This window comes from Collimonas arenae, from assembly GCF_000786695.1.
Classification (GTDB): Bacteria; Pseudomonadota; Gammaproteobacteria; order Burkholderiales; family Burkholderiaceae_D; genus Collimonas; species Collimonas arenae_A.
On record NZ_CP009962.1, the window covers coordinates 3,021,084 to 3,042,711 of the forward strand.

Genomic DNA, 21,628 nt, shown 5'->3' on the forward strand with positions numbered 1-21,628 from the left:
CTCTCGCTGATTCAAAAGCTGACTTCTACACTTTTTGCTGTTGCCGGGCCTGCTCGTACTCTGCCCTCGCCGCCTTTACCTGCTCACGCTGCGACACTTCCGGCACCGCGACCTCCCACCAGCAACCGCCTTCTTCAGTGGTGCGCGTCGGATCGGTATCGATACATACCAGATAGGTGCGATCCGCCGCACGCGCCCTTTGCATGGCGGCCTCCAGCTGGGAGATCGTCTTGACGTTTTCAGCCAGCGCGCCCAACGATCTTGCGTGGGCGGCAAAATCTATCGCGGGCGCGCCCAGCGGTCCTTGCAGACAATCTTCTAGCATATTGTTGAACGGCGCGCCACCGCAGGCTTGCTGCAAACGGTTGATACAGCCATAGCCGCGATTGTCCAGCACCACGATGATCAGCTTGCGGTCCAGCATGACCGAAGTGGCTATTTCCGAATTCATCATCAGGTAGCTGCCATCGCCTACCATCACGATCACATCGCGGTCCGGCTGCGCCAGCTTGACGCCAAGGCCTCCGGCAATCTCGTAACCCATGCAGGAATAACCATATTCGACGTGATAACCGCCCGGCGTCGAGGTGCGCCATAATTTATGCAGCTCGGCCGGCAAGGTGCCCGCTGCGCAGACCACAATGTCGTGCACGGTCGAATCGATACTGGAGCGCTGTACCGCGCCAATCACCTCACCGTCATAGGGCAACGCGGGGGCACTGACTTCGCGCTGGCTGGTGATCCAGTCGACTGTGCTCCGCCAGATATTGGCCTGCTCCAGCGCCAGTGTGTGCCAAGCTGCGCTGGAGCGCCAGTCTTGCAAGCCTTGCGACAAAGCAGACAAACCCAGCTTGGCGTCGGATAGCATCGGCGTCGCTTGCCACTTCATGGCGTCAATTGCGTTGACATTGATGCTGAGCAGTTTGGCTTGGCCGAATAGGGAATGCGAGCCGGTCGTAAAGTCTTGCAGCCGGGTTCCCACCGCAATCACCACATCCGCCTTGGCAGCCAACGCATTGGCTGCCGGCGAGCCGGTCACGCCAAGCGCCCCCAGTTGCAGCGGATGACGCCAGGCCAAGGCACTTTTCCCCGCCTGAGTTTCAGCCACCGGCACTGCATGTTTTTCGGCGAAACAACGCAGGGCCTCGGTCGCTTCGCCATACAGTACGCCGCCGCCAGCGACGATCAGAGGTTGCTTTGCGCTCCTCAGCAATTCCAAAGCAGCTTGCAACTCATCCACCGCAGGCCCTTGGGCACGGAATTTGACGATTTGCGGCGCAAAGAACGCCACCGGATAATCATAGGCCATGGTTTGCACGTCTTGCGGCAAAGCCAAGGTCACAGGTCCGCATTGGGCAGCATCGGCCAGCACCTGTATCGCTCGCGGCAATGCGGTCAGCAACTGCTCCGGATAATAGATACGGTCGAAATACCGGGACAGCGGCTTGAACGCATCATTGGCCGACACGCCGCCATCCTGGAAATTCTCTACCTGTTGCAACACCGGGTCGGGCCGCCGCGAAACAAAGATATCGCCCGGCAGCAGCAGTACCGGCAAGCGATTGACATGCGCCAGCGCAGCCGCGGTCAGCAGATTGGTGGCGCCCGGCCCAATCGAACTGGTCACCGCCATCATGCGTCGCCGCATATGGGTTTTGGCGTAGGCAATCGCTGCATGCGCCATGGCTTGTTCGTTATGCGCCCGATAGGTTGGCAACTGCTCCCGATATTGATACAGGGCCTCGCCCAATCCAGCCACATTGCCATGGCCGAAAATAGAAAAGACCCCGCCAAACAGCGCAACCTCTCCCTCCGGAGGATCCACCCGCAAGGCAGCCAGATAACGCACCAGCGCTTGCGCCATGGTCAGGCGTATGGTTTTCCCGGATGCACTCATGCTGCGCGCTCCTGATGGTTTTCAGCGCGGCTTGCACGCCAGACACCGATCAGCTGTTCAAACGTGGCTCTTGCCTGCTGAATCAAGGTGGCGTCGTCAATCTGGCCTTGCAACCAGAGTTTTGACGGCTCGTGAAAAATCGTGCGGCCGACCATGAACCCACGGCAAGTCGTGCTATGGCGCGAAGCACGAAAACCCGCCGCCAGTTCGTCTACCGGTGCGGCCAGTCCAAGCAGCACCACGCCACGGCAATATGGATCGCGTTCGGCAATCAAGCGGTCAACCGCGGCCCATTGTTGTTCCGACATCGACTCCAGCTTCCACCATTCCGGATAAATGCCCAGGTTGTACAAGCGCTTGAGGCCCCGTAGCACCGTATCATCGGCTTTCGGCAAATCCTTTGGTGGAATGATTTCCAGCAGTAATTCATGCCCGCTGACTTGCACCGCGTTATACAAGGCGCGGATTTGCGCTTCCTGCTCCAGGCGCTTCTCAACCGCGTCGTCCGGATGGAACTGCACCAGGCACTTGACCACATGCTCCTTGGGCCAGCTCAGCAGATGCGAACCTATCGAACGGCCGTAGTCGAATTCGAGCGGATTAGAGAGCGGCAACTCTACGGCATGGCCGACCCACCAGCCGCGTCCAGTGGCGGCGTTCAGTGCATCCTGGCCATAACGGTCATCTGACAATATGCCGATTTTCCCTTGCAAACCCAGCGCTTGTTCGGTGGCTGCCACGGCTTGCGCCAGCAGCTGTTTAAGCTGTGGCAAACGCGCTTCGCTGACACCGGATTCGCGCGCCAGCTCAAAGAACTGGTTGCGATGGTCAAATGCAAACACATTGACTTCATCCCAGTTCTTGCGCGGCACAGTGACCCTGTGCAAGCGCTGCAGATGCGCATCCTGATCAGGCCTTTGCATGCACTCAGCGTGTTCCAGGAAATAAGCCAGCTCGACCGGCGTCGGCATGGCTGGCGCACATGCATGGCGCGATACCACCAGCGCACCGCAGGCATTGGCGTAGCGGCAGCAGCTTTCGTCATCTTCGTTATTCAGCCAGCCTTTCAAAAATCCGGAAAGGAAGGCATCCCCGGCGCCAAGCACGTTCAACACCTCGACTTGCACGCCTTTGTAATTGAAACCTTCGTCCAGCGAGGCCGGGATCGTGCCATGGATCACGGCGCAGCCCAACGGCCCGCGTTTAACCACCAACGTCGCCTGGGTGATTGCGCGCACAGCTTGTAGCGAAGCGATAATGTCCTTACCACCGCCGGCGATCATGAACTCTTCTTCCGTACCAACTACCAGATCGAACTTTGCCAGGATCGATTGCAGATGTGCGGTGACGCTGCCATTGGCTATAAAGCGGGTTTCGCCGTCGCCCTTTTGCGTCAACCCCCACAATACTGGCCGGTAATCGATATCCAGAACCGTGCGGACATTGTTACGACGCGCATAGTCCAGCGCCAGGTTGCAGCTACGATGCACCTGTTCGGTGGAGAAATGGGTGCCGGTAATCAGCAGCGCCTTGCTAGAGGCGATAAATGCCTCGCTGATGTCATCTTCAGACAAGGCCATGTCGGCGCAATTATCACGATAGAAAATCAGCGGGAAAGTATCTTTATCCTTCAGTCCCAGCATCACCAGCGCAGTCAGCCGCTCCGGATCGATCTTGATCTGGCTGACGTCACAGCCTTCCGCCGCCAGCGCCGCAGTCAGGAACTGGCCATTGTGTTCATTGCCGACCCGCGCCAGCATCGCCGACTTCAAACCAAGCCGGGCGCAGCCAAACGCGATATTGGCTGAAGAGCCGCCCAGATACTTGGCAAAGCTGGTGACATCGGCCAACGGCGCGCCGATTTGCTGCGCATACAGGTCCACCGCAAGACGGCCGATGCAAATGACGTCAAGCTTGCGGCCTGCGGCAAAGATATTGTTAGTTTGTAGCATGAGTATTTCCTTTAAACCTGAATGCCTTCTAACTGGTTCATCAGCGTTTGCATTTCTGCACCGCCAGCCATCATGTCCAGCACTTCATCCTTGGTGACATTGTCTTTGGTGAACGTCCCCATCGACTTGCCGCGATTGAGCAAGGTGAAGGAATCGCCGATCGGATAGGCGTGATGCACATTGTGGGTGATGAAGATCACCGATATGCCGCGCTCGCGCGCCTTGTGGATCAGTTTCAGCACATTGAACGATTGCTTGACGCCGAGCGCCGCAGTCGGCTCATCGAGAATCAATACCCTGGCACCGAAGTGAATCGCACGGGCAATCGCCAGGCATTGCTTTTCGCCGCCAGACATGGTGCCGATAGCGTGATGCGGGTCGCGCACCATGATGCCCATTTCGGCCAGTTTGGCGCGCGCAGTCTCCGCCGCGTAGTTGATATCCATGACAGTGATGCCGAACACCTTCTTGGTCGGCTCGCGCCCCATGAAGAAATTACGCGCCACCGACAGCAAAGGCACCAGCGCCAAGTCCTGGTAGACAGTGGCGACGCCGACATCCAGCGCCTCCTTCGGAGAATTGAAAGAAACCGGCTTGCCATCGACCAGATACTCGCCTTCCGACGGTTTGTGCACCCCGGCCAGCGTCTTGATCAAGGTTGATTTCCCGGCGCCGTTATCACCCAGCAGACAATGCACCTCGCCCTTTTTCAGGCGCAATGTGACATTTTGCAAAGCGATCACCGAACCAAAGTATTTGCTGACGTTTTCCAGAGCAAGAATAGTGTCATCCATGATTACCTCGCTTCCGTCACACGGCGACGGACATAATTATTAAACAGCACGGCCACCAGCAGCATCACGCCGAGGAACACACGGAACCAGTCAGAATTGAGATTGGTGTAGGTAATCCCGATCTGCACCACACCGAAAATCAGCGCGCCGAAGCAGGCGCCGATCACCGAGCCGTAGCCCCCTGTCAGCAAGGCGCCGCCAATCACCGCTGCAATGATGGCTTCAAACTCCTTTTGCAAGCCGCGATCCGCCGCTGCGGAGCCGACATCGGCGACCTGCAGCACGGCGAACAGGCAAGCGCAAAAGGCCGTGAATACAAACAGCGAGGTCTTGACGCGCTTGACCGGTACGCCGACGTTCTTGGCGGCGTTGGCGTCGCCGCCGACGGCAAAGATCCAGTTGCCGAACCGCGTCCGCGCCAGGACGAAGCTTGCGCCCAGCGCCAGCACCAACCACCAGACAATCACCTTAGGAATACCGCCCACCAATGGCTGGCCGTTGGCGGCAGTAGCGATCCAGCCTTGGGCCGCCATCCAGTGGAACAGGCCGCTGCCGAGGTTGCCTGTAAACAGCCAGCTGCCGAGCCAGTCCTGTGCCGCCAGATCGCCAACGCCGCTGACGATCGTGCGGTTGGCGAACATGATCGACAGCGCCAATGTCAAGCCGCGCAAAATGAACATGAATGCCAGCGTGACGATGAAGGACGGCAACCGGGTCTTGACCACCAGATAACCATTCAGCCAGCCCAGCGCCATCGAACCGGCAAAGGCGAACATTACCGCCAGCCAGAACGGCCAGTGAAAATAGACGGTAGGAATCGCCACCATCATGCCGGCGAAGCCGATCATGGAGCCAATCGACAGATCGAATTCGCCGGCGATCATCAGCACGCAGGCGCCGATCGAGATCAGGCCGAGATAGGCCGCGACCTGCATCCAGTTGATGACGCCGTCCAGGTTAAACATGCCAGAGTCGCCGGCAGCGATGCCGAATACGATAAACACCAGGATAGCGCCTGCCAGCGAAGCAAATTCGGGCCGTCCCAGGAAGCGCTTCAAAGAACCTTCCTTACGGACCCGCTCGTCTTTCGGGGCAACGTTTTGCTGCGCCGGGCCGCTGCCATCGGCACTTAGCTTGTCAGCGTGCGCACTGCTTGAATTCATGACTGTATCTCCTGCTTGTATTGGCCAGTAGTCAAACCTCAGACTGGCAGCTTTGATGGGGTAACGCGAAACTCAAGGCGAAATTCAGCCGGCGCGACTGCGCCCGGGAGAGCCGCCCCCCCAAGGATCTTGGCTTGCCGACCACCCGCGCCGGGCGGGGTGATCAGGCAAGGAAATGCTATCAATCAACCAAACGCGATGAATAAGAGATATTGATTAGCGATATTGATTAGCGATATTGGCCAGCGTATTTCAACACTTTATCGAGATTATCTTTGGTAATGTAACCGGGGCCTGAACTAATGTGGCGTGGCCCGTAGATCGGCGCCAGGCCGTATTCCGCCAGCCGCGCCTGGAACTTCGGATTGGCTTTCAGCTTGGCCTGAATGGCGGCGACGTCGGTGATTTTGTCTTGCGCCATGATAGCCAGTACAGCAACCGGGATATAGCCTTGCAGGTAGGGCTGCTGGTCAATCGCGAACTGGACCGAACCATCCTTGATGCCCTTAGCGATTTCGTCGGAAAGATCGAAAGTGGCGAACCAGGTCTTGCCCTTCAAGCCCATCTTTTGTAGCGCACGCAAGCTTGGCGCAGCCGAATCCGGTCCCAGCGCCAGTACTGCCTGGGTACCCGGGTTGTTACGCAGATAAGCGCTGACCTTGCTCTCGATGCCGGTTGGATCTTGGCCGGCATCAAGCGTAGCCTTTTTGTAATCGACGCCGATGGCGTCGGCGAAACCGCGGCAACGCTCGAAAGAAGACGGGTTGGTGGCATAGTGATTCACACACAGGAAAGACTTGATGCCGGCCGCCTTGGCCTTTTCACCGGCGCCATGGCCTGCATCGTATTCCGGTTGGCCGACATGCATGATGGCGCCCAACTCTTCACTTTGTTTCTGGGTGCCGGAATTGATGGTAACTAGCGGGATTTTCTTGGCGGTGACGCTTTCCACCGATTTTTTCAGCACGCTGAAATCGGCAATGCTGACGATGACTCCATCGTAATGACGGGCCGCGGCTTGCTCAACCAGGCGCGACATGTCGGCCAGGTCGCCATTGGGCGGGTTGCGGTAATCGACGCTGACATTGAAATCTTCGCCGGCTTGTTTGATGGCGTTCTTGATGGTGTTCCACCAGGAGTCGGAATCGGGTGCGTGGCTGATCAGGACAAATTTTTCATTCGCTGCGTAACTACTGCTCATTGCGCCAAAGCCCACCGCCAATGCCGCCACCATCAGGGCCTTGGTTATATTAACCCGCCCCTTGCTTCTGAGTCGTTGCATAGTCATCTCCATTGTTGTTTTCGCTGTTGTTTTATTTGCAGCTCTTTGGGTCGATCTTTGCCCGATCACCCGAACCCGATTTCTTCATCGGTAATAAACAATAGAACAAGCGGATTCAATATGCAACAATTTTTTCAATTAAATTTAATTTAGAATTTTATTTTCACTTGCTACGTGCAAAAGATGAAATATCTTTATAATTGCCTCACGATACCTATAAAGAAAGTACCCCATGGCAGACACTCCGACTGTCGATCAATTGATGCTGCAGATAGCCGACCAGTACGCGACGCTTTCGCGGCAATTGAAAATTATCGCCACCTATGTGGAACAGCATCGCAGCAGCCTGATGCTGGAGCGGATCAGCGACATTGCCGAGCATTGCGAGGTACAACCGTCCGCCATTGTGCGTTTTGCCAAACAATTCGGTTTCAGCGGCTTTAGCGAAATGCAGGCGGTTTTTCGCGATGCCTATACGGCGCAGGCGATTCCATCTCAAAACTATCAGCAGCGAATCCGCAAGCTGATCGACGCCAAGCCCACGCCGCTCACAGGCGGTTCCATGGCGCGCGAATTCATCGCCGCCAGCCGTAGCGGCCTGGACGAATTATTGAACGGCATGGACGATGTGCAATTCGATGCAGCGGTCAAACTGTTGCAAAAGGCTGAAAATATCTATGTGATCGGGGTGCGCCGTTCTTTCCCGATCGCCAGCTATATCGTGTACGCCTTGCAACACACAAATAAACGGGTACACATGCTGTCCGGCCTGGGTGGAATGATCCGCGAACAGATCCGCAGCATCGGCAAGAATGATGTGGTGATCGCCATCAGTTTCACCCCTTACGGCAAGGAAACCCAGGCCTGCGTCAGGCTGGCCCACCACCATCAAGCCAAGTCGCTAGTAATCACAGATAGCCAATTGAGCCCGTTGGCCAGACATGCATCAGTGCTGTTGACAGTGAAAGAAGGCAGCGCGTTTGCGTTCCGTTCGCTGACCAATGCCATGTGCCTATGCCAGGCATTGTTTATTGCCCTGGCTTATCGGTTGGAGCTTAACGTTGAAGAAACTGGCGCAATTGAAGGCTACGATGAATAAGAAGCAACAAAACACAATACTTTCAATACTTTATCCACTTCTTCTCACCTCATGAAGCAAGAAGAAGTGGAGCAATCGCAATTACAGCAATACCGGCTGCTTTGACAACAGGGATTCACGCAAGGCGATGCCGATCCGTGTCGCCTCGGTAGCGTCGGCCAGGGTCAACTCAAGTTTGCGCCGCTGCCGCACCGCCTCAACGAAAGCACTGACTTCAGTCAGGAAAGCATCTTCAAAACGTTCGAAGAAACTAGGCACGCACTCGTTGCGGACGCCATGCGCGTCTGCAATTTCCAGGCGATTCTTGCGCGGATTGCTGCCCACCGTCAGGCGCCCTGCCGTGCCGGTAATTTCCGTCATCGTGTCGTGGCCATGCGTCATAGTGCGCGAAGCATAGAAGGTCGCTATCTTGCCGTTCTCGAACTCACAGATGGCGACGCCGTTGTCCACATCCTGGAACTGCGCCAGATCTTGATGGATGGCCCGGGTGCCGCTGGCATAGACCCTGACCGGCTGCGGATTGCCTAGCAACCAGCGCGCAAGGTCAATATCGTGCACGCTGCAATCGAGAAATATGCCGCCGCTGGTCGCGGCGAATTTGACGAAAAAGCCGTCCGGATCATATTGGTCACAGGTTTGCGAATACACCATGAAGGGCGAGCCGATCGCTCCGTGCTGGATTTTTCTATATGCGTCCTGATAACTGGCGTCGAAGCGCCGCACAAAACCGATCATCACCTGCAACTGCGGATGGCGAGCAGCTTCAGCGCTGACGCGGCGGCAATCCTCCAGGTCCAGCGACAAGGGCTTTTCACAAAACACGTGCTTGCCGGCCTGCAGCGCCTGGATGATTTGCTGCGGATGCAAAGAGGTCGGCGTCACGAGGAACACCGCATCTAGCCCGTCATGCGCCAGCAAGGCGGTGTAATCCTCATAGAGATGTGGCACTTGCAATGTGTCGCGCGCCCATTCCAGTTCGCTCGATAGCGGACTGCAGGCAGCCACCAGCGTTGCGCCAGGAACCCGCGACATGAGGTTTTCGGCATGACGCCGCCCTAACCTGCCCAGGCCGACGATACCAACCTTCAATATGGGTGCGTGGTGTGAGGAGTTGCTCATTTTGCCAACTCGATTGTGCGGTTTTCACGCCAGGACAGCGTTGCCGCCTCGGCCAGTTCCAACGCTTTGACGCCATCTTGTATCGTAGTGCGGACCGCAACTTTATTCACCACGGCATCAAAGAAATGGGCGATCTCGCGGGCATAGGCGGCGCGATAGCGCTCCAGGAAAAAATGCTCCGGCTTATCGCCGCTGACACTCAGTCCGCTGGAGACGACCACTTCGGTCGGCTTGTGATTTCCAGCTTGCAGCATGCCTTTGCTGCCCAACACTTCGAAGCGCTGATCGTAACCGTATGCGGCGCGACGGCTGGTATTGATCTGGCACAGGCGGCCTCGGCGGCTGCGGATGGTGACAGCAGCGCAATCGATATCGCCGGCGTCGGCAATTGCGGGATCAGTGAGGCAGCTGCCGGTGGCCGAGATGCTGACGGCTTCATCGTCCAGTATCCAGCGGAAAATATCGAAATCGTGGATCAGCATGTCCTTGAAAATGCCACCCGAGCTCTTGATATACGATACCGGCGGCGCGCCTGGGTCGCGGCTGGTGACGATCAGCATTTCCGGATCGCCTATCTCGCCGGCGGCAAGGCGCGTCTTGAGGGCATCGAAAGTCGGGTCGAAACGGCGCTGGAAGCCGATCATGCAAGTCACCCCGGCTGCGGCAACCGCGCTGGCGCAGGCCTTGGCGCGCTCCAGCGTAAGGTCGACCGGCTTTTCACAAAAAATCGCTTTACCGGCAGCGGCGGCGCGCAAGATAAGTTCGGCATGGGTATCTGTGCTGGAGGCGATCAGCACTGCGCCAATACTCGGATCGGCCAGCGCGCTGTCGATATCGGTCACTTGTGCTCCATGCTGCGTCGCCAGTTCTTGCGCCGCCTGCACATTCACATCGCTGACGTATTTCAAGTTGGCGCCTGGCTGCAGCACCAGATTGCCCGCGTGGATTTTGCCAATACGACCGGCGCCGAATACCGCAACATTAATCATGTCTCTTCTCCATTTAATCTCTATTTATGATGGTGCTTCCAATCTCGCTTTCTCTTATTGTAGACATGAAACGGCCAATTTAGAAACAATTTTTCGTTTATTTTTTTAATCGAATTTTTTTTGCATGGCAGACATGCCACCTCGCCTGCCACGCTATCCGCTAAAACATTTAACGTATGCGCAGCTTGTAACGTGCGGCGAGCGTAGCGATCACGCTCAGCAAAGCGCCGCCGATCACATAGAAAGTAACAGCCAGCTTGTTGTCGGTCACCGCAATCAGCCAAGTGATCGTCATGCCGGCGAAACCGCCGAAAATCATCACTGCAATGTTGTAGCTCAGAGACATGCCGGTGCCACGCGTCTGGACCGGGAAAATATCAGACAGCAGCGCCGGCATTGAGGCGAAATACATGGTCATCAGCAAACCGATCACGCCCTGCACCAGCAGCAGATTGAAAAAACTGGGGTTGAAGGACAGCCACGAAAACAGCGGATAGGTCAGCAAGACGAACAACACACTGCTGCCCAACATGAACGGCGTGCGGCCGTATTTATCGGAAAGCTGTCCCACCAGTGGCGAAAACAGCAGCATGATCACCCCCGCCAGGATGGTAGCGCTAAAGGACGCAGTCGATGTCATACCCAGCTGCTTCACTGCATAAGTCGGCATGTAGACCACCAGATAAACCGAGACAGTCGCCATGATGACGCTGCCGGCCCCGATCAGCAAACGCAGCTTCTGGTCGCGCATGATGTCGCGCAATGGCGTGCGGGTGGCGTCGGCTTGCGCAAATTCAGGCGACTCTTCCAGGTTGCGGCGGATATAGTAACCGGCTGGCCCGATCAGCATGCCAAAGAAGAACGGCAAGCGCCAGCCCCAGGACTCAAGTTGAGCGGTGGAGAGCTGCGACGACAGGATCGCGCCAAAGACTGCCGCCAATACAATGCTCATGCCTTGGCTGGCGACCTGCCAGCTGGAGAAAAAGCCGCGCCGATGCGGCGCATGTTCCACCAGGAATGCGGTCGAGCTGCCGAACTCGCCACCAGCGGAAAAACCTTGCAGCAAGCGCGCCACGACGATGCCGGCCGGCGCCAGCAACCCGATTTGCGCGTAGGTCGGCATGATCGCAATCAGCAAGGTGCCGATCATCATCAGCAAAATGGAGAGCGTCAATGCCGCTTTACGGCCGGCGCGGTCAGAATAAGCGCCAATCACAACCGCTCCCAGCGGACGCATGAAAAACGACACGCCGAACGTGGCAAAGGTGATCAATAGTGAAACGGTCTGATTTTCTGTAGGAAAAAACAACTTGGCGATGGTGACCGCCATAGCGCTGTAGATCAGGACATCGAACCATTCGAGCGCGTTACCGATGGAGGATGAAATAACCGCACGCCAGGTTTGTGGATGCTGCTTGAACGCCGCAGTGTTGCTATTGTCGCCACTGCCAATAGTGCTCCCAATGCTGCTCATAGATATATCCCCTTATATTGTCACGCCGCTTTGCTATCCGGGCATCACGATTATGCAGCAAGCATAAAAAAAGCCCCGTTGAATTTCAACGAGGCTTTTAAACAGTTCTGTCAGTTCTGGCAATTCCTGACATCCAAGACTGGCTTAGCGCGATACGCCTTTTCTGCTCCAGGCTTCAAGCTGGTGCGGACGCAGGCTATCGTACTCTTCGAATGGCTGGTGAATCCAAGGATTGGTCGGCAGGTAATCGACGTAGTAATCCGGCTTCAGCGACGAGCAGGCTTTCCACCAGATTACCGCAGACTTGACCTCGGTCACCGGTGCATAGTTTTCCTTCAGGTGGTGCAACACCTTATCCAGCGTGACGCCGGAATCGACCAGGTCGTCCACTACCAGGACCCGGCCAGACAAGGCGCCACGGCTCATGGTGATGTGCTTGCCAATATCCAGTTCGCTGCGCACCGTGCCGGCCTCTTCACGGTATGAGCTGGTCGACAGGATCGCCAGCGGCACATCGAAAATACGCGAAAACACGTCGCCCGGGCGCAAGCCGCCGCGCGCCAGGCAAAGCACCTGGTCAAACTGCCAGCCGGAAGCATGGACATTGAGGACCAGTTTTTCGATTACGCTGTGATATTCATCCCAGGAGACCCATAGGTGCTGATCATCTGATTTATTCATATTGTTTTTATTTAAATGGGTGACGCAAAACGATGGTTTCTTCACGATCAGGACCGGTCGATACCATATCGATAGGCACGCCTACCAGTTCTTCGATTCGTTTGATGTAGGCACGGGCAGTCGCCGGCAAGGCATCCATGGATTTGGCGCCGACTGTCGACTCGCTCCAGCCCGGCATTTCTTCATAGATTGGCTGGCACAGTGCGGCTTCTTCAGCGCCGACCGGGAAAATATCCACGGTCTTGCCGTTGAGCGTGTAGCCGGTACACAGTTTCAGCGTTTCCAGGCCATCCAGCACATCCAGTTTGGTCAGGCACATGCCGGAGACGCCATTGATCTGCACCGAACGCTTCAACAGCGCTGCATCGAACCAGCCGCAACGACGGGCACGACCGGTCACAGTGCCGAACTCGTGGCCAACACTGGCCAAATGCTTACCGACGCCTTGGTCGGTTGGCAGTTCGGATGGGAACGGGCCAGAACCGACACGCGTGGTGTAAGCCTTGGTGATGCCGAGGATGTAGTGCAGCATGTTCGGGCCGACACCACTGCCTGCGGCGGCATTGCCTGCCACGCAGTTACTCGACGTGACAAACGGGTAAGTACCGTGATCGACGTCCAGCAGGCTACCCTGTGCACCTTCGAACAGCAGGCTGGCGCCGTTGTTATAGGCAGCATACAAGTCGCTCGACACATCGGCCACCATAGGCCGCAGGCGTTCTACGGTTGCCAGCGCATCGTCCAGCGTCTTCTGATAATCGACAGCAGGCGCCTTCAGGTAATTGGTCAGCACGTAATTGTGATATTCGAGATTAGCTTTCAGCTTTTCAGCAAAGCGCTCTTCGTTGAGCAGGTCGGCCACGCGAATCGCGCGACGGGCTACCTTATCTTCATAGGCAGGGCCGATACCCTTGCCGGTGGTGCCGATCTTGGCATCACCGCGCGCCGCTTCCCGCGCCGCATCAAGTGCAGTGTGGTAAGGCAGAATGATCGGGCAAGCTTCCGAGATCTTCAGACGCGACGCGACTTCAACGCCGGCCGCCTGCAATTTATCGATCTCGCGCAGCAAATCAGGCACCGACAACACTACGCCGTTGCCGATGTAGCAAGCGACGCCCGGGCGCATGATGCCGGACGGGATCAGTTGCAACGCCGTCTTGTGACCGCCGATGACCAATGTATGGCCAGCGTTATGGCCGCCTTGAAAACGCACAACTGCTTGTGCGTGGTCGGTCAGCCAGTCAACGATCTTGCCTTTTCCTTCGTCGCCCCATTGGGTGCCAATCACAACGACGTTTTTTGCGGTGCTTTTCTGTAACATCACTTAGTCCAAATTTTTGATAATCCAGTTTCCATTTTCGAGTACAACCGCACGGTCGCAATCGAATTCGTCTTGATCGTTTTCATGGCCGGGCAGACTCTGGATCACAACTTCCCCAGCCTTGCGCAATTCAACGATCTTTTCCTTCAAACCTGCTTCAATTCCCCAAGGCGCATGAATCGCACGCTTGCGGATTGCTACCGGAATCAGTCTTGCCAGCTCTCGCAAATCCATCGAGAAACCGGTCGCCGGCCGCGAACGGCCGAATGCAGCGCCAACGTCATAGCGTCCGCCGCGCAATATCGCGTTCGGCAGACCGGGTACGTAGGCGGCGAAAATCAAACCACTTTCGTAATGATACCCGCGTAAATCGGCTAAATCGACGGTTACATAATCTTTCCCGGCAGCTTCGGCCAGGGTTTCCAGTTCGTCAAGCGCTTTGGCGATAGCTGGCGAGGCAGGCAGCTTCTGCCGCGCTTCTTGCAGGACGCTGGCGTCGCCATACAAACCTGGCAATGCCAGCAAGGCAGCCCGGGTTTCCGGCTTGTAATTCACGCTAATCGTGCGCAAACCGGGCAAATCCTTGGCTTCCAGCAACGCTACCAGAGCGATCTCATTCACTTTGGCGGCTTCATCGCCGCCGATAATCGTGCGCAAGATACCGACATGACACAAATCCAAGCGTACTTGCGAAATACCAGCCAAAGCCAGGGTCGCCAAGGCTAGCTCCTGGATTTCCGCATCAGCTTCGAGACCGAGATGACCATAGATTTCAGCGCCGATCTGTAGTGGTTCGCGCGTTGCATGCAAGCCAATCTGACGGGTATGCAAGACGCTGCCGACGTAACACAAGCGGGTCACCGATTCGCGATTCAGCAAATGGGCGTCGATACGCGCTACCTGAGTGGTCATGTCAGCACGAATGCCGAGGGTGCGGCCCGACAACTGGTCAACCAGCTTGAAGGTGCGCAGATCGGTATCTAGGCCGGCGCCGGCTAGCAAGGATTCCAGATATTCCAGCATCGGCGGCATGACTAGCTCATAGCCGTACAAACGGAAATTATCCAGTATCAGACGGCGCAAATCTTCAATCTTGCGCGCCTCGGATGGCAGGACATCGGCGATATTTTCAGGGAGAAGCCAATTTGGCATAGGAAAATGAGTCTTTGGAAGGTTACTTTTCAGCGATTTTCGCGGATCCGAAGATCGGTGCTTCGATATTATTCATTGATATTACGTATTTATCCATGAAAAACACGAAAAGCACGAAAGAAAGTCACAAGACTTCCTTTATGTTTCTTTCGTGCTTTTCATGGACGAAGAATTAACTTGCGGCTGTCGAAAATAAGGAATGGCGCCTCAAGCGAGACGCCATTCCGAGACTACTTCATCCTCGCACCAGCAGGTTTATTTTTTTGCCGGCGCTACCGCTCCACCACCGGCCGGACTACGGAAATATTTAAAAAATTCCGAATTTGGATCGATCACCATCAAGTCCTGGCGCGTCTTGAAGCTGGCGCGATACGCTTCGAGGCTGCGATAGAACTTGTAGAACTCCGGGTTCTGACCGAATGCCTGGGCATAAATCTGCGAAGCCTTGGCATCGCCCTCACCGCGCATCTTCTCGGCATCGCGATAAGCTTCCGCCAGGATCACCGTACGCTGCTTGTCCGCATCCGCACGGATCTTTTCAGAATCGGCAGAACCGGTGGAACGCAACTCATTGGCAACCCGCAAACGCTCCGACTTCATGCGGTCGTACACCGAGGCGTTGATCTGATCGACATAGTCAACCCGCTTCAGGCGTACATCGATGATATCGACGCCGATCTGCTTGGCTTCTTCCGCCACCTTGCTGCGAATCGAATCCATTACCTTGCCGCGTTGGCCAGAGATCACTTCACGCACCGTGCGCTTGGTGATTTCATCGTTCAACGCTGCCTTGACGATTTGCGACATACGATCCTGCGCGCGTTTTTCATCGCCACCGAAGCTGACGAAATACAATTTCGGATCGACAATTCGCCATTTGGTGAAGGCATCGATCAGAATGTTCATCTTTTCTGCGGTGATGAAACGGTCGGTGTCAGGCGGATCAATCGTCAGGATCCGTTTATCCAGGAACAACACATTCTGGAACGGAGGCGGCAATTTGAAATGCAAGCCTGGCTCACTGATTACCTGCTTCACCTCACCAAAGGCAAACAAGATCGCGTACTGGCGCTGATCAACCACAAAAATGGTTGAAAACAGGAGCCAGAGGGCAGCAAAAATAGCTATCAGCAACGTAATAAGACGATTCATTATCTGCCCTCCCGATCGCGGGAGTCGCGGCTATCGCGCGAACGATCATCAGGCTGCGGCCGCTGTTCTACAGTGCTGGCGCCGTCTTTCATGACAGTCGACGGCAGCGTGGCACTGCTGCTTGCGTTGCCCGAACCGGCACCGGCTGCAGCGCCTGAAACGGACTGTGAAATCAGTTTATCCAATGGCAAATACAATAAATTACTCCCGCTTTTAGCATCAACCATCACTTTTGTCGTATTCGCAAAAATCTGTTGCATGGTATCCAGGTACATCCGGTCTCTCGTCACGGCAGGAGCCTTCTGGTACTCGGTCAGAACCTGCTTGAAACGCGAGGCATCACCTTCGGCATTCGCTGTTACGCGCGCGCTATAGGCTTCCGCTTCCTGCAGCAAGCGCGATGCAGCGCCACGGGCTTTCGGAATCACGTCGTTAGCGTAAGCCTGGCCTTCATTCTTCTGACGCTCGCGGTCCTGGCTAGCCTTAACGGCATCGTCGAATGCAGCCTGCACTTGCTCAGGCGGCTGTACGCCTTGCATGGTGACGTTGGTGATTTGCACGCCGACCTTGTAACGATCCAGAATCTGCTGCATCAGTTGCTGTGTATCGAGCGCCACTTTTTCACGGCCTTCATACAGCACGAAATCCATCTTGCTCTTGCCGACCACTTCGCGAATCGCGGTTTCAGCAACCTGGCGCACGGTTTCTTCCGGATCGCGCACGTTGAAAACCCAGTCGGATGCGCTCTTCAGCGTATATTGCACGGCGAACTGGATATCGATGATGTTTTCATCATCGGTCAGCATCAGGGCTTCTTTAGGCTGCTTGTTCTTAGCGCTGGCACGATAGCCGATTTCCACCGTACGCACCTGCGAAACGTTGACGATTTCGTGGCTTTGAATCGGATAAGGCCAGCGCCAGTTGAAACCTGGCGTGGTCGAATGGCTGTATTTGCCGAATGTCATCACAACGCCGGTCTGGCCTTCCTGCACGGTAAAGAAACCGCTCGCCAGCCACAGCAACGCCACTACTACGGCAATTGCACCGACGCCGACACCGGCACCTTTCATACCAGGATTGAAGCCGCCACCATTGGAGTCGCCGCCCCCGCCGTTTTTATTACCGAGCAGACGAGTCAGCCGCTGATTGAAGTCTTGCCACAGCTTATCCAGATCCGGAGGGCCGTTATTTGGCTTTTTGCCATCATTGTTTTGCTTGTTGTCATTTTGCGAATTACGGCCCCATTGCGGGTCGTTCAGCGAAAATTTCAAGCCAAGCTTTTTGAATAAGGTACCAAGCATTCGATCGTTATCTTTAAGTAAATAAAACAAATAGGTTGGAATGCTCGTTAGAGGCGCTTAATAAAACTTGAGACCTTGAGAACTCGAGAATTTGCTACAACTTTCTTTTAACAGAACCAAACTAGAAATTGCAACTGGGAAACATGTAAGAATTTGTTTAAAAACACTTCATACCTGTTATATCTGGTTACTCTCAAGATCCGCGGCAGGAATGACTGAATAGGCTGGCGCGGTAGGATTCTGAGTCACAAATTCTGTAATGGCCTGACGCAATAAATCCAGACCGATACCCTTTTGCGCGCTAATGAAAACTCGCTGAATTTTATCATACTCATCACGCTCGACCGAAGGCTCCAGCTCCGCTACATCTATCTTGTTCCACACCAGTATCTGAGGAATGTGATCGGCGCCAATTTCTTTCAGCACAAGATTCACTTGCTCGATTTGCTCCATGCGCGCCGGACTTGCCGCATCAACCACATGCAATAGCAGATCAGCATGGATGGTTTCTTCCAGGGTAGCCCGAAATGCAGCCACCAGTTGATGCGGCAATTCACGGATGAAACCGACCGTATCGGAAATCACCACACTCCCCGCCTCCCCCAGATACACACGCCTGGATGTGGTATCTAGCGTAGCGAACAATTGATCCGCCGCATACACGCCAGCCTTGGCCAAAGCATTGAACAAGGTTGACTTGCCTGCATTGGTATAGCCCACCAGCGAAATCGAAATCGTTGCGCTACGGCCGCGAGCACGCCTTTGCGTGGCATGCTGCTTATGCAACTTGTCAAGCCGGGCCCGCAAGGCCTTGACGCGGTCGCCGAGCAGGCGGCGGTCAGTTTCTAGCTGGGTTTCACCTGGGCCGCGTAGCCCGATACCCCCCTTTTGACGTTCCAAGTGCGTCCAGCCGCGTATCAGACGCGTCGCCAGATGCTGCAATTGCGCAAGCTCAACCTGCACTTTACCTTCATGGCTTTTGGCTCTTTGGGCAAAGATATCGAGGATGAGGCTGGTACGATCCAGCACTCTGACTTTGAGTACACGCTCAAGATTACGTTGTTGGGCCGGCGACAAGGCGTGATTGAAGATGACGATTTCAAGTTCATCATCAAACACGGCATCGGCGATTTCCTGAGCCTTGCCAGAGCCGACAAACAAGGCGGCGTCCGGGCTGCTGCGCTTGCCTGTAATGGTGACAAGCGGCAACGCACCTGCGGACTTGGCCAACAGGGAAAGCTCTTCCAGACTCGCAGCAAAGTCACCTTTGCCGAAGTCCACACCGACTAGCGCTGCGCGCATAGGAACAATCGTGAGGTTGCCCCGATGTCAAATAAAGCGGGCAGCAAATAATTACTCTGCTTCAGATTCAAGATTCAGATTGACAGCGCGAGCAGGAACTACGGTTGAGATGGCGTGTTTGTATACCATTTGGGTAACGGTATTACGCAGTAAAACGACGTATTGATCGAAGGATTCGATATGGCCTTGAAGTTTGATGCCGTTGACCAGATAGATCGAAACCGGAACATGTTCTTTGCGCAAGGCGTTCAAAAACGGGTCTTGTAACAATTGCCCTTTATTACTCATGGCTACTCCACTGTGTTGTTGTGATTAGAAGTCAAAATGCAAAAACGCATATAGAACCAAAACGATTCTAAGTGAATGACTCGGTGGGTGTTTTACGAATGTAAACGATTTTCAGATTTACTGCTTAGAAAAAAGTATTTTTAAAAAATTATTTTTCCTGGCGCGCGTAAGGGTTTCTACTCGATCTGAATTCGATACGTAATGGAGTCCCAACCAGTGAAAAAGTTTCGCGGAAATGTTTTTCCAGATAACGTTTATAGTTATCTTCGATCGATTCCAAGGCATTGCCGTGGATGACGACGATAGGTGGATTCATACCGCCCTGGTGGGCATAACGCAGCTTCGGCCGAATCGAACCCTTACGCCGCGGCTGCTGGTGCTCTACTGCTTCGATCAGGGCACGCGTCAGCTTTGGCGTAGTCAGGTTGGACATCGCTGCAGCATAAGCGGAATCGATGGATTTCATCAACGGCGTGATGCCGGTCGATTTCAATGCCGAAATAAAATGGAATTTGGCGAACGACAGGAAGTTCAGCTTACGGTCCATGTCCATCTTGATTTCGTCGCGACGGTCGCTAGTGAGACCGTCCCACTTGTTGACGCCAACCACCAGCGCACGACCAGACTCCAGCACGAAGCCTGCGATGTGGGCGTCCTGTTCGGAGATATCCTGCTGCGCATCGAGCAGCAGCAAAACCACGTTAGCTTCTGAAATCGACTGCAAAGTTTTGACCACCGAAAATTTCTCGATAGCCTCAAACACCTTGCCGCGACGGCGAATACCGGCGGTGTCGATCAGGGTATATTTCTTGCCCTCACGCTCGAATGGAATCTCGATCGAATCGCGAGTAGTGCCCGGCATATCGAACGCAATCACGCGCTCTTCACCCAGCAAGGTATTCACCAACGTTGACTTACCGACGTTCGGGCGGCCGACGATAGCGATCTTGATGCCGCGATCCTTGCTTTCAGGCTCTTCCTCTTCTGGTGGACGCTGCGCGAATGCCAGGTTCAGCGATTCTTCCACCAGATCGGCGACGCCGTCACCGTGGGCGGCAGAGATCACGTAAGGATCGCCCATGCCCAGCTCATAGAATTCAGCGGTGACCGAGGTGTATTTCATGCCTTCGGACTTGTTCACCACCAGCATCACGGAGCGGCCCGATTTACGCAAAAAGTCGGTGATGGTCTTGTCGTGCGGAGTCAGGCCCTGACGGCCGTCGACGATGAAAATCACGATGTCGGCTTCAGCCACCGCCTGCTTGGTTTGCTTGGCCATTTCATGCATGATGCCTTCTTTGGCAACCGGCTCGAAACCGCCTGTATCGATCACCAGGAATGGCCGCTCACCAACCCGCCCCTCGCCGTAGTGGCGATCGCGCGTCAAGCCGGGCAAATCGGCGACCAAGGCATCGCGTGAACGCGTCAGGCGATTAAACAAGGTCGATTTGCCGACATTGGGACGTCCTACAAGTGCAATTACTGGCTTCATTAAAATCTTACTCTGTCGCAATAGCGATCAATGTTCCTGCTTTGGTTTGAAAAATCACATTAGAGCCAGCCACTACCGGATTCGGCAGGACCGGGCTGCTATCTACACGAATCCGTGCTTTCAGTGCGCCGTCTTCACGCGACAAGAAGTGAATATACCCTTCAAAATCGCCGACCACGACTGTATTGCCCAATACTACCGGAGTAGTCAGCACACGATTGGCCAACTGCTTGTTTTGCCATACTACCGCACCGCCGTCGAGAGTGAACGCGGATACTGCGCCGCGCTCATCTGCTGCATAGACATTTTTGCCATCGCTGCCGACACCGACATCGCTGGAAAACGGCTTGACCCAGTGCGCCTGGCCGCTACCGGCGTCGAAACAGCCGACCCGGCCTTGATAAGCTACGGCGCAGACTTCACGACCGACGATAACCGGCATGCCGGAAGCATCCGCCACCCGCTCCAACTCAGTCGTGCCGCGCGGATCGCCGATCGCCATCTCCCACCATGGGCCACCATTAGTCAGGTTCAATGCCGACAAGCGACCGCCTGGCAATGACAAGAATGTTGCCTGAGGAACAATCAGGATGCCAGGCGCCGACCGCAAGGTCAACGGCGGCAAGGTGCGCAGCACGGTCCAGCGGCGCTCACCGGTTTCAGCATCGAATGCGGCGATACGATTGTCCTGGCTACGGACGATGACCAGCCCCTGGCCAACTGCCGGCGCCGACAGGATTTCGCTCGTAGTCTGTGCCTGCCAGCGCTTCTTGCCCTCTGCGTCAAACGCCAGCAATACGCCTTTTTCGCCAGCGACCGCGACAGTCGTACCGTCAGTGCCTACGCCGCTGGTCAAATGGGTGCCTGCGCTGATCTTCCAGTTAACCGTTCCGGTAGCTGCATTGACGCGGGCCACGGTGCCGTCAGCCGCGGCTGCATACACGCTGTCGCCGCTAACCGCCGGCGTGAATGTGAAAATATCAGCCTTGCCCAAGGACAGCGTCCAGGCTGGATGCACTTTGAGGCTTTGCGTGAACTCGACCAAAGGTGCCGGCGGGTTACTTGGCGCTTTGCCCTTGAACAAGGAGCAGCCACCCAATACCAGCAGAGCGCCGGCACAGACAGAGGCTACCTTCACCGCTCGCATAGTCATTCGCATAGTCATAACGC

The 21,628-nt window shown here is 55.4% G+C and carries 18 protein-coding genes; 1 reads left to right on the top strand and 17 read right to left on the bottom strand.

What is annotated here, in order from left to right; translation table 11 throughout:
- Positions 1–25: 25 nt before the first annotated feature.
- The 5 genes from iolD to LT85_RS13325 form a co-directional block, all read right to left on the bottom strand.
- Entirely contained in the window at positions 26–1,897 is a 1,872-nt protein-coding gene (gene iolD, locus LT85_RS13305) for a 3D-(3,5/4)-trihydroxycyclohexane-1,2-dione acylhydrolase (decyclizing) (RefSeq protein ID WP_038489474.1), read from the bottom strand.
- Positions 1,894–3,849, bottom strand: a complete 1,956-nt coding sequence (locus LT85_RS13310; protein ID WP_038489477.1) for a bifunctional 5-dehydro-2-deoxygluconokinase/5-dehydro-2-deoxyphosphogluconate aldolase — start codon at positions 3,847–3,849, stop codon at positions 1,894–1,896. Before LT85_RS13310 ends, iolD begins: the two co-directional genes overlap by 4 nt.
- Before the next feature lie 11 nt (positions 3,850–3,860).
- Positions 3,861–4,643: an ATP-binding cassette domain-containing protein gene (locus tag LT85_RS13315; protein WP_038489478.1), complete on the bottom strand. Its 783-nt coding sequence runs from the start codon at positions 4,641–4,643 to the stop codon at positions 3,861–3,863.
- Positions 4,644–4,645: 2 nt separating this feature from the next.
- A complete protein-coding gene (locus LT85_RS13320; protein ID WP_038489481.1) occupies positions 4,646–5,806 on the bottom strand; it encodes an ABC transporter permease in 1,161 nt (386 codons plus the stop codon).
- 229 nt (positions 5,807–6,035) lie between these two features.
- Positions 6,036–7,088 carry a sugar ABC transporter substrate-binding protein gene (locus LT85_RS13325; protein WP_172656981.1) on the bottom strand — a complete coding sequence of 351 codons (1,053 nt, stop codon included), beginning with the start codon at positions 7,086–7,088 and terminating at the stop codon, positions 6,036–6,038.
- Positions 7,089–7,320: 232 nt separating this feature from the next.
- On the opposite strand from LT85_RS13325, the gene LT85_RS13330 reads away from it, so the two are divergent.
- Complete coding sequence (locus LT85_RS13330) at positions 7,321–8,187, top strand: MurR/RpiR family transcriptional regulator (RefSeq protein WP_038489484.1); 867 nt, start codon at positions 7,321–7,323, stop codon at positions 8,185–8,187.
- 81 nt (positions 8,188–8,268) lie between these two features.
- Here LT85_RS13330 and LT85_RS13335 read toward each other — a convergent pair whose 3' ends face one another.
- From LT85_RS13335 to bamB, 12 genes are all read right to left on the bottom strand, one after another.
- Complete coding sequence (locus LT85_RS13335; RefSeq protein WP_038489487.1) at positions 8,269–9,306, bottom strand: Gfo/Idh/MocA family oxidoreductase; 1,038 nt, start codon at positions 9,304–9,306, stop codon at positions 8,269–8,271.
- Positions 9,303–10,295 (bottom strand): inositol 2-dehydrogenase, encoded by a 993-nt coding sequence (gene iolG, locus LT85_RS13340; RefSeq protein WP_038489491.1) that lies wholly within the window; start codon positions 10,293–10,295, stop codon positions 9,303–9,305. The genes LT85_RS13335 and iolG overlap by 4 nt, the downstream gene beginning before the upstream one ends.
- A gap of 169 nt (positions 10,296–10,464) precedes the next feature.
- A complete protein-coding gene (locus tag LT85_RS13345) occupies positions 10,465–11,769 on the bottom strand; it encodes an MFS transporter (RefSeq protein WP_081992366.1) in 1,305 nt (434 codons plus the stop codon).
- A gap of 144 nt (positions 11,770–11,913) precedes the next feature.
- Positions 11,914–12,450, bottom strand: coding sequence for a phosphoribosyltransferase (locus LT85_RS13350; RefSeq protein ID WP_038489494.1), 537 nt, complete (start codon positions 12,448–12,450; stop codon positions 11,914–11,916).
- 7 nt (positions 12,451–12,457) lie between these two features.
- Positions 12,458–13,771 (bottom strand): adenylosuccinate synthase, encoded by a 1,314-nt coding sequence (locus LT85_RS13355; protein ID WP_038489497.1) that lies wholly within the window; start codon positions 13,769–13,771, stop codon positions 12,458–12,460.
- A gap of 3 nt (positions 13,772–13,774) precedes the next feature.
- Positions 13,775–14,923 (bottom strand): ATP phosphoribosyltransferase regulatory subunit, encoded by a 1,149-nt coding sequence (locus tag LT85_RS13360; protein WP_038489498.1) that lies wholly within the window; start codon positions 14,921–14,923, stop codon positions 13,775–13,777.
- A 255-nt stretch (positions 14,924–15,178) separates the two neighbouring features.
- Positions 15,179–16,075, bottom strand: coding sequence for a protease modulator HflC (gene hflC / locus LT85_RS13365; protein ID WP_038489501.1), 897 nt, complete (start codon positions 16,073–16,075; stop codon positions 15,179–15,181).
- Entirely contained in the window at positions 16,075–17,376 is a 1,302-nt protein-coding gene (gene hflK, locus LT85_RS13370) for an FtsH protease activity modulator HflK (protein WP_038489504.1), read from the bottom strand. The genes hflC and hflK overlap by 1 nt, the downstream gene beginning before the upstream one ends.
- A 177-nt stretch (positions 17,377–17,553) precedes the next feature.
- The gene (hflX, locus tag LT85_RS13375) at positions 17,554–18,678 is read right to left on the bottom strand and encodes a GTPase HflX (protein WP_038489507.1); all 1,125 of its coding nucleotides are present in this window, start codon (positions 18,676–18,678) and stop codon (positions 17,554–17,556) included.
- 51 nt (positions 18,679–18,729) lie between these two features.
- Complete coding sequence (gene hfq / locus LT85_RS13380; protein ID WP_019141241.1) at positions 18,730–18,966, bottom strand: RNA chaperone Hfq; 237 nt, start codon at positions 18,964–18,966, stop codon at positions 18,730–18,732.
- Positions 18,967–19,114: 148 nt separating this feature from the next.
- A complete protein-coding gene (gene der / locus LT85_RS13385) occupies positions 19,115–20,458 on the bottom strand; it encodes a ribosome biogenesis GTPase Der (RefSeq protein ID WP_038489511.1) in 1,344 nt (447 codons plus the stop codon).
- Positions 20,459–20,465: 7 nt separating this feature from the next.
- Complete coding sequence (gene bamB, locus LT85_RS13390; RefSeq protein WP_052135158.1) at positions 20,466–21,611, bottom strand: outer membrane protein assembly factor BamB; 1,146 nt, start codon at positions 21,609–21,611, stop codon at positions 20,466–20,468.
- Positions 21,612–21,628 lie beyond the last annotated feature (17 nt).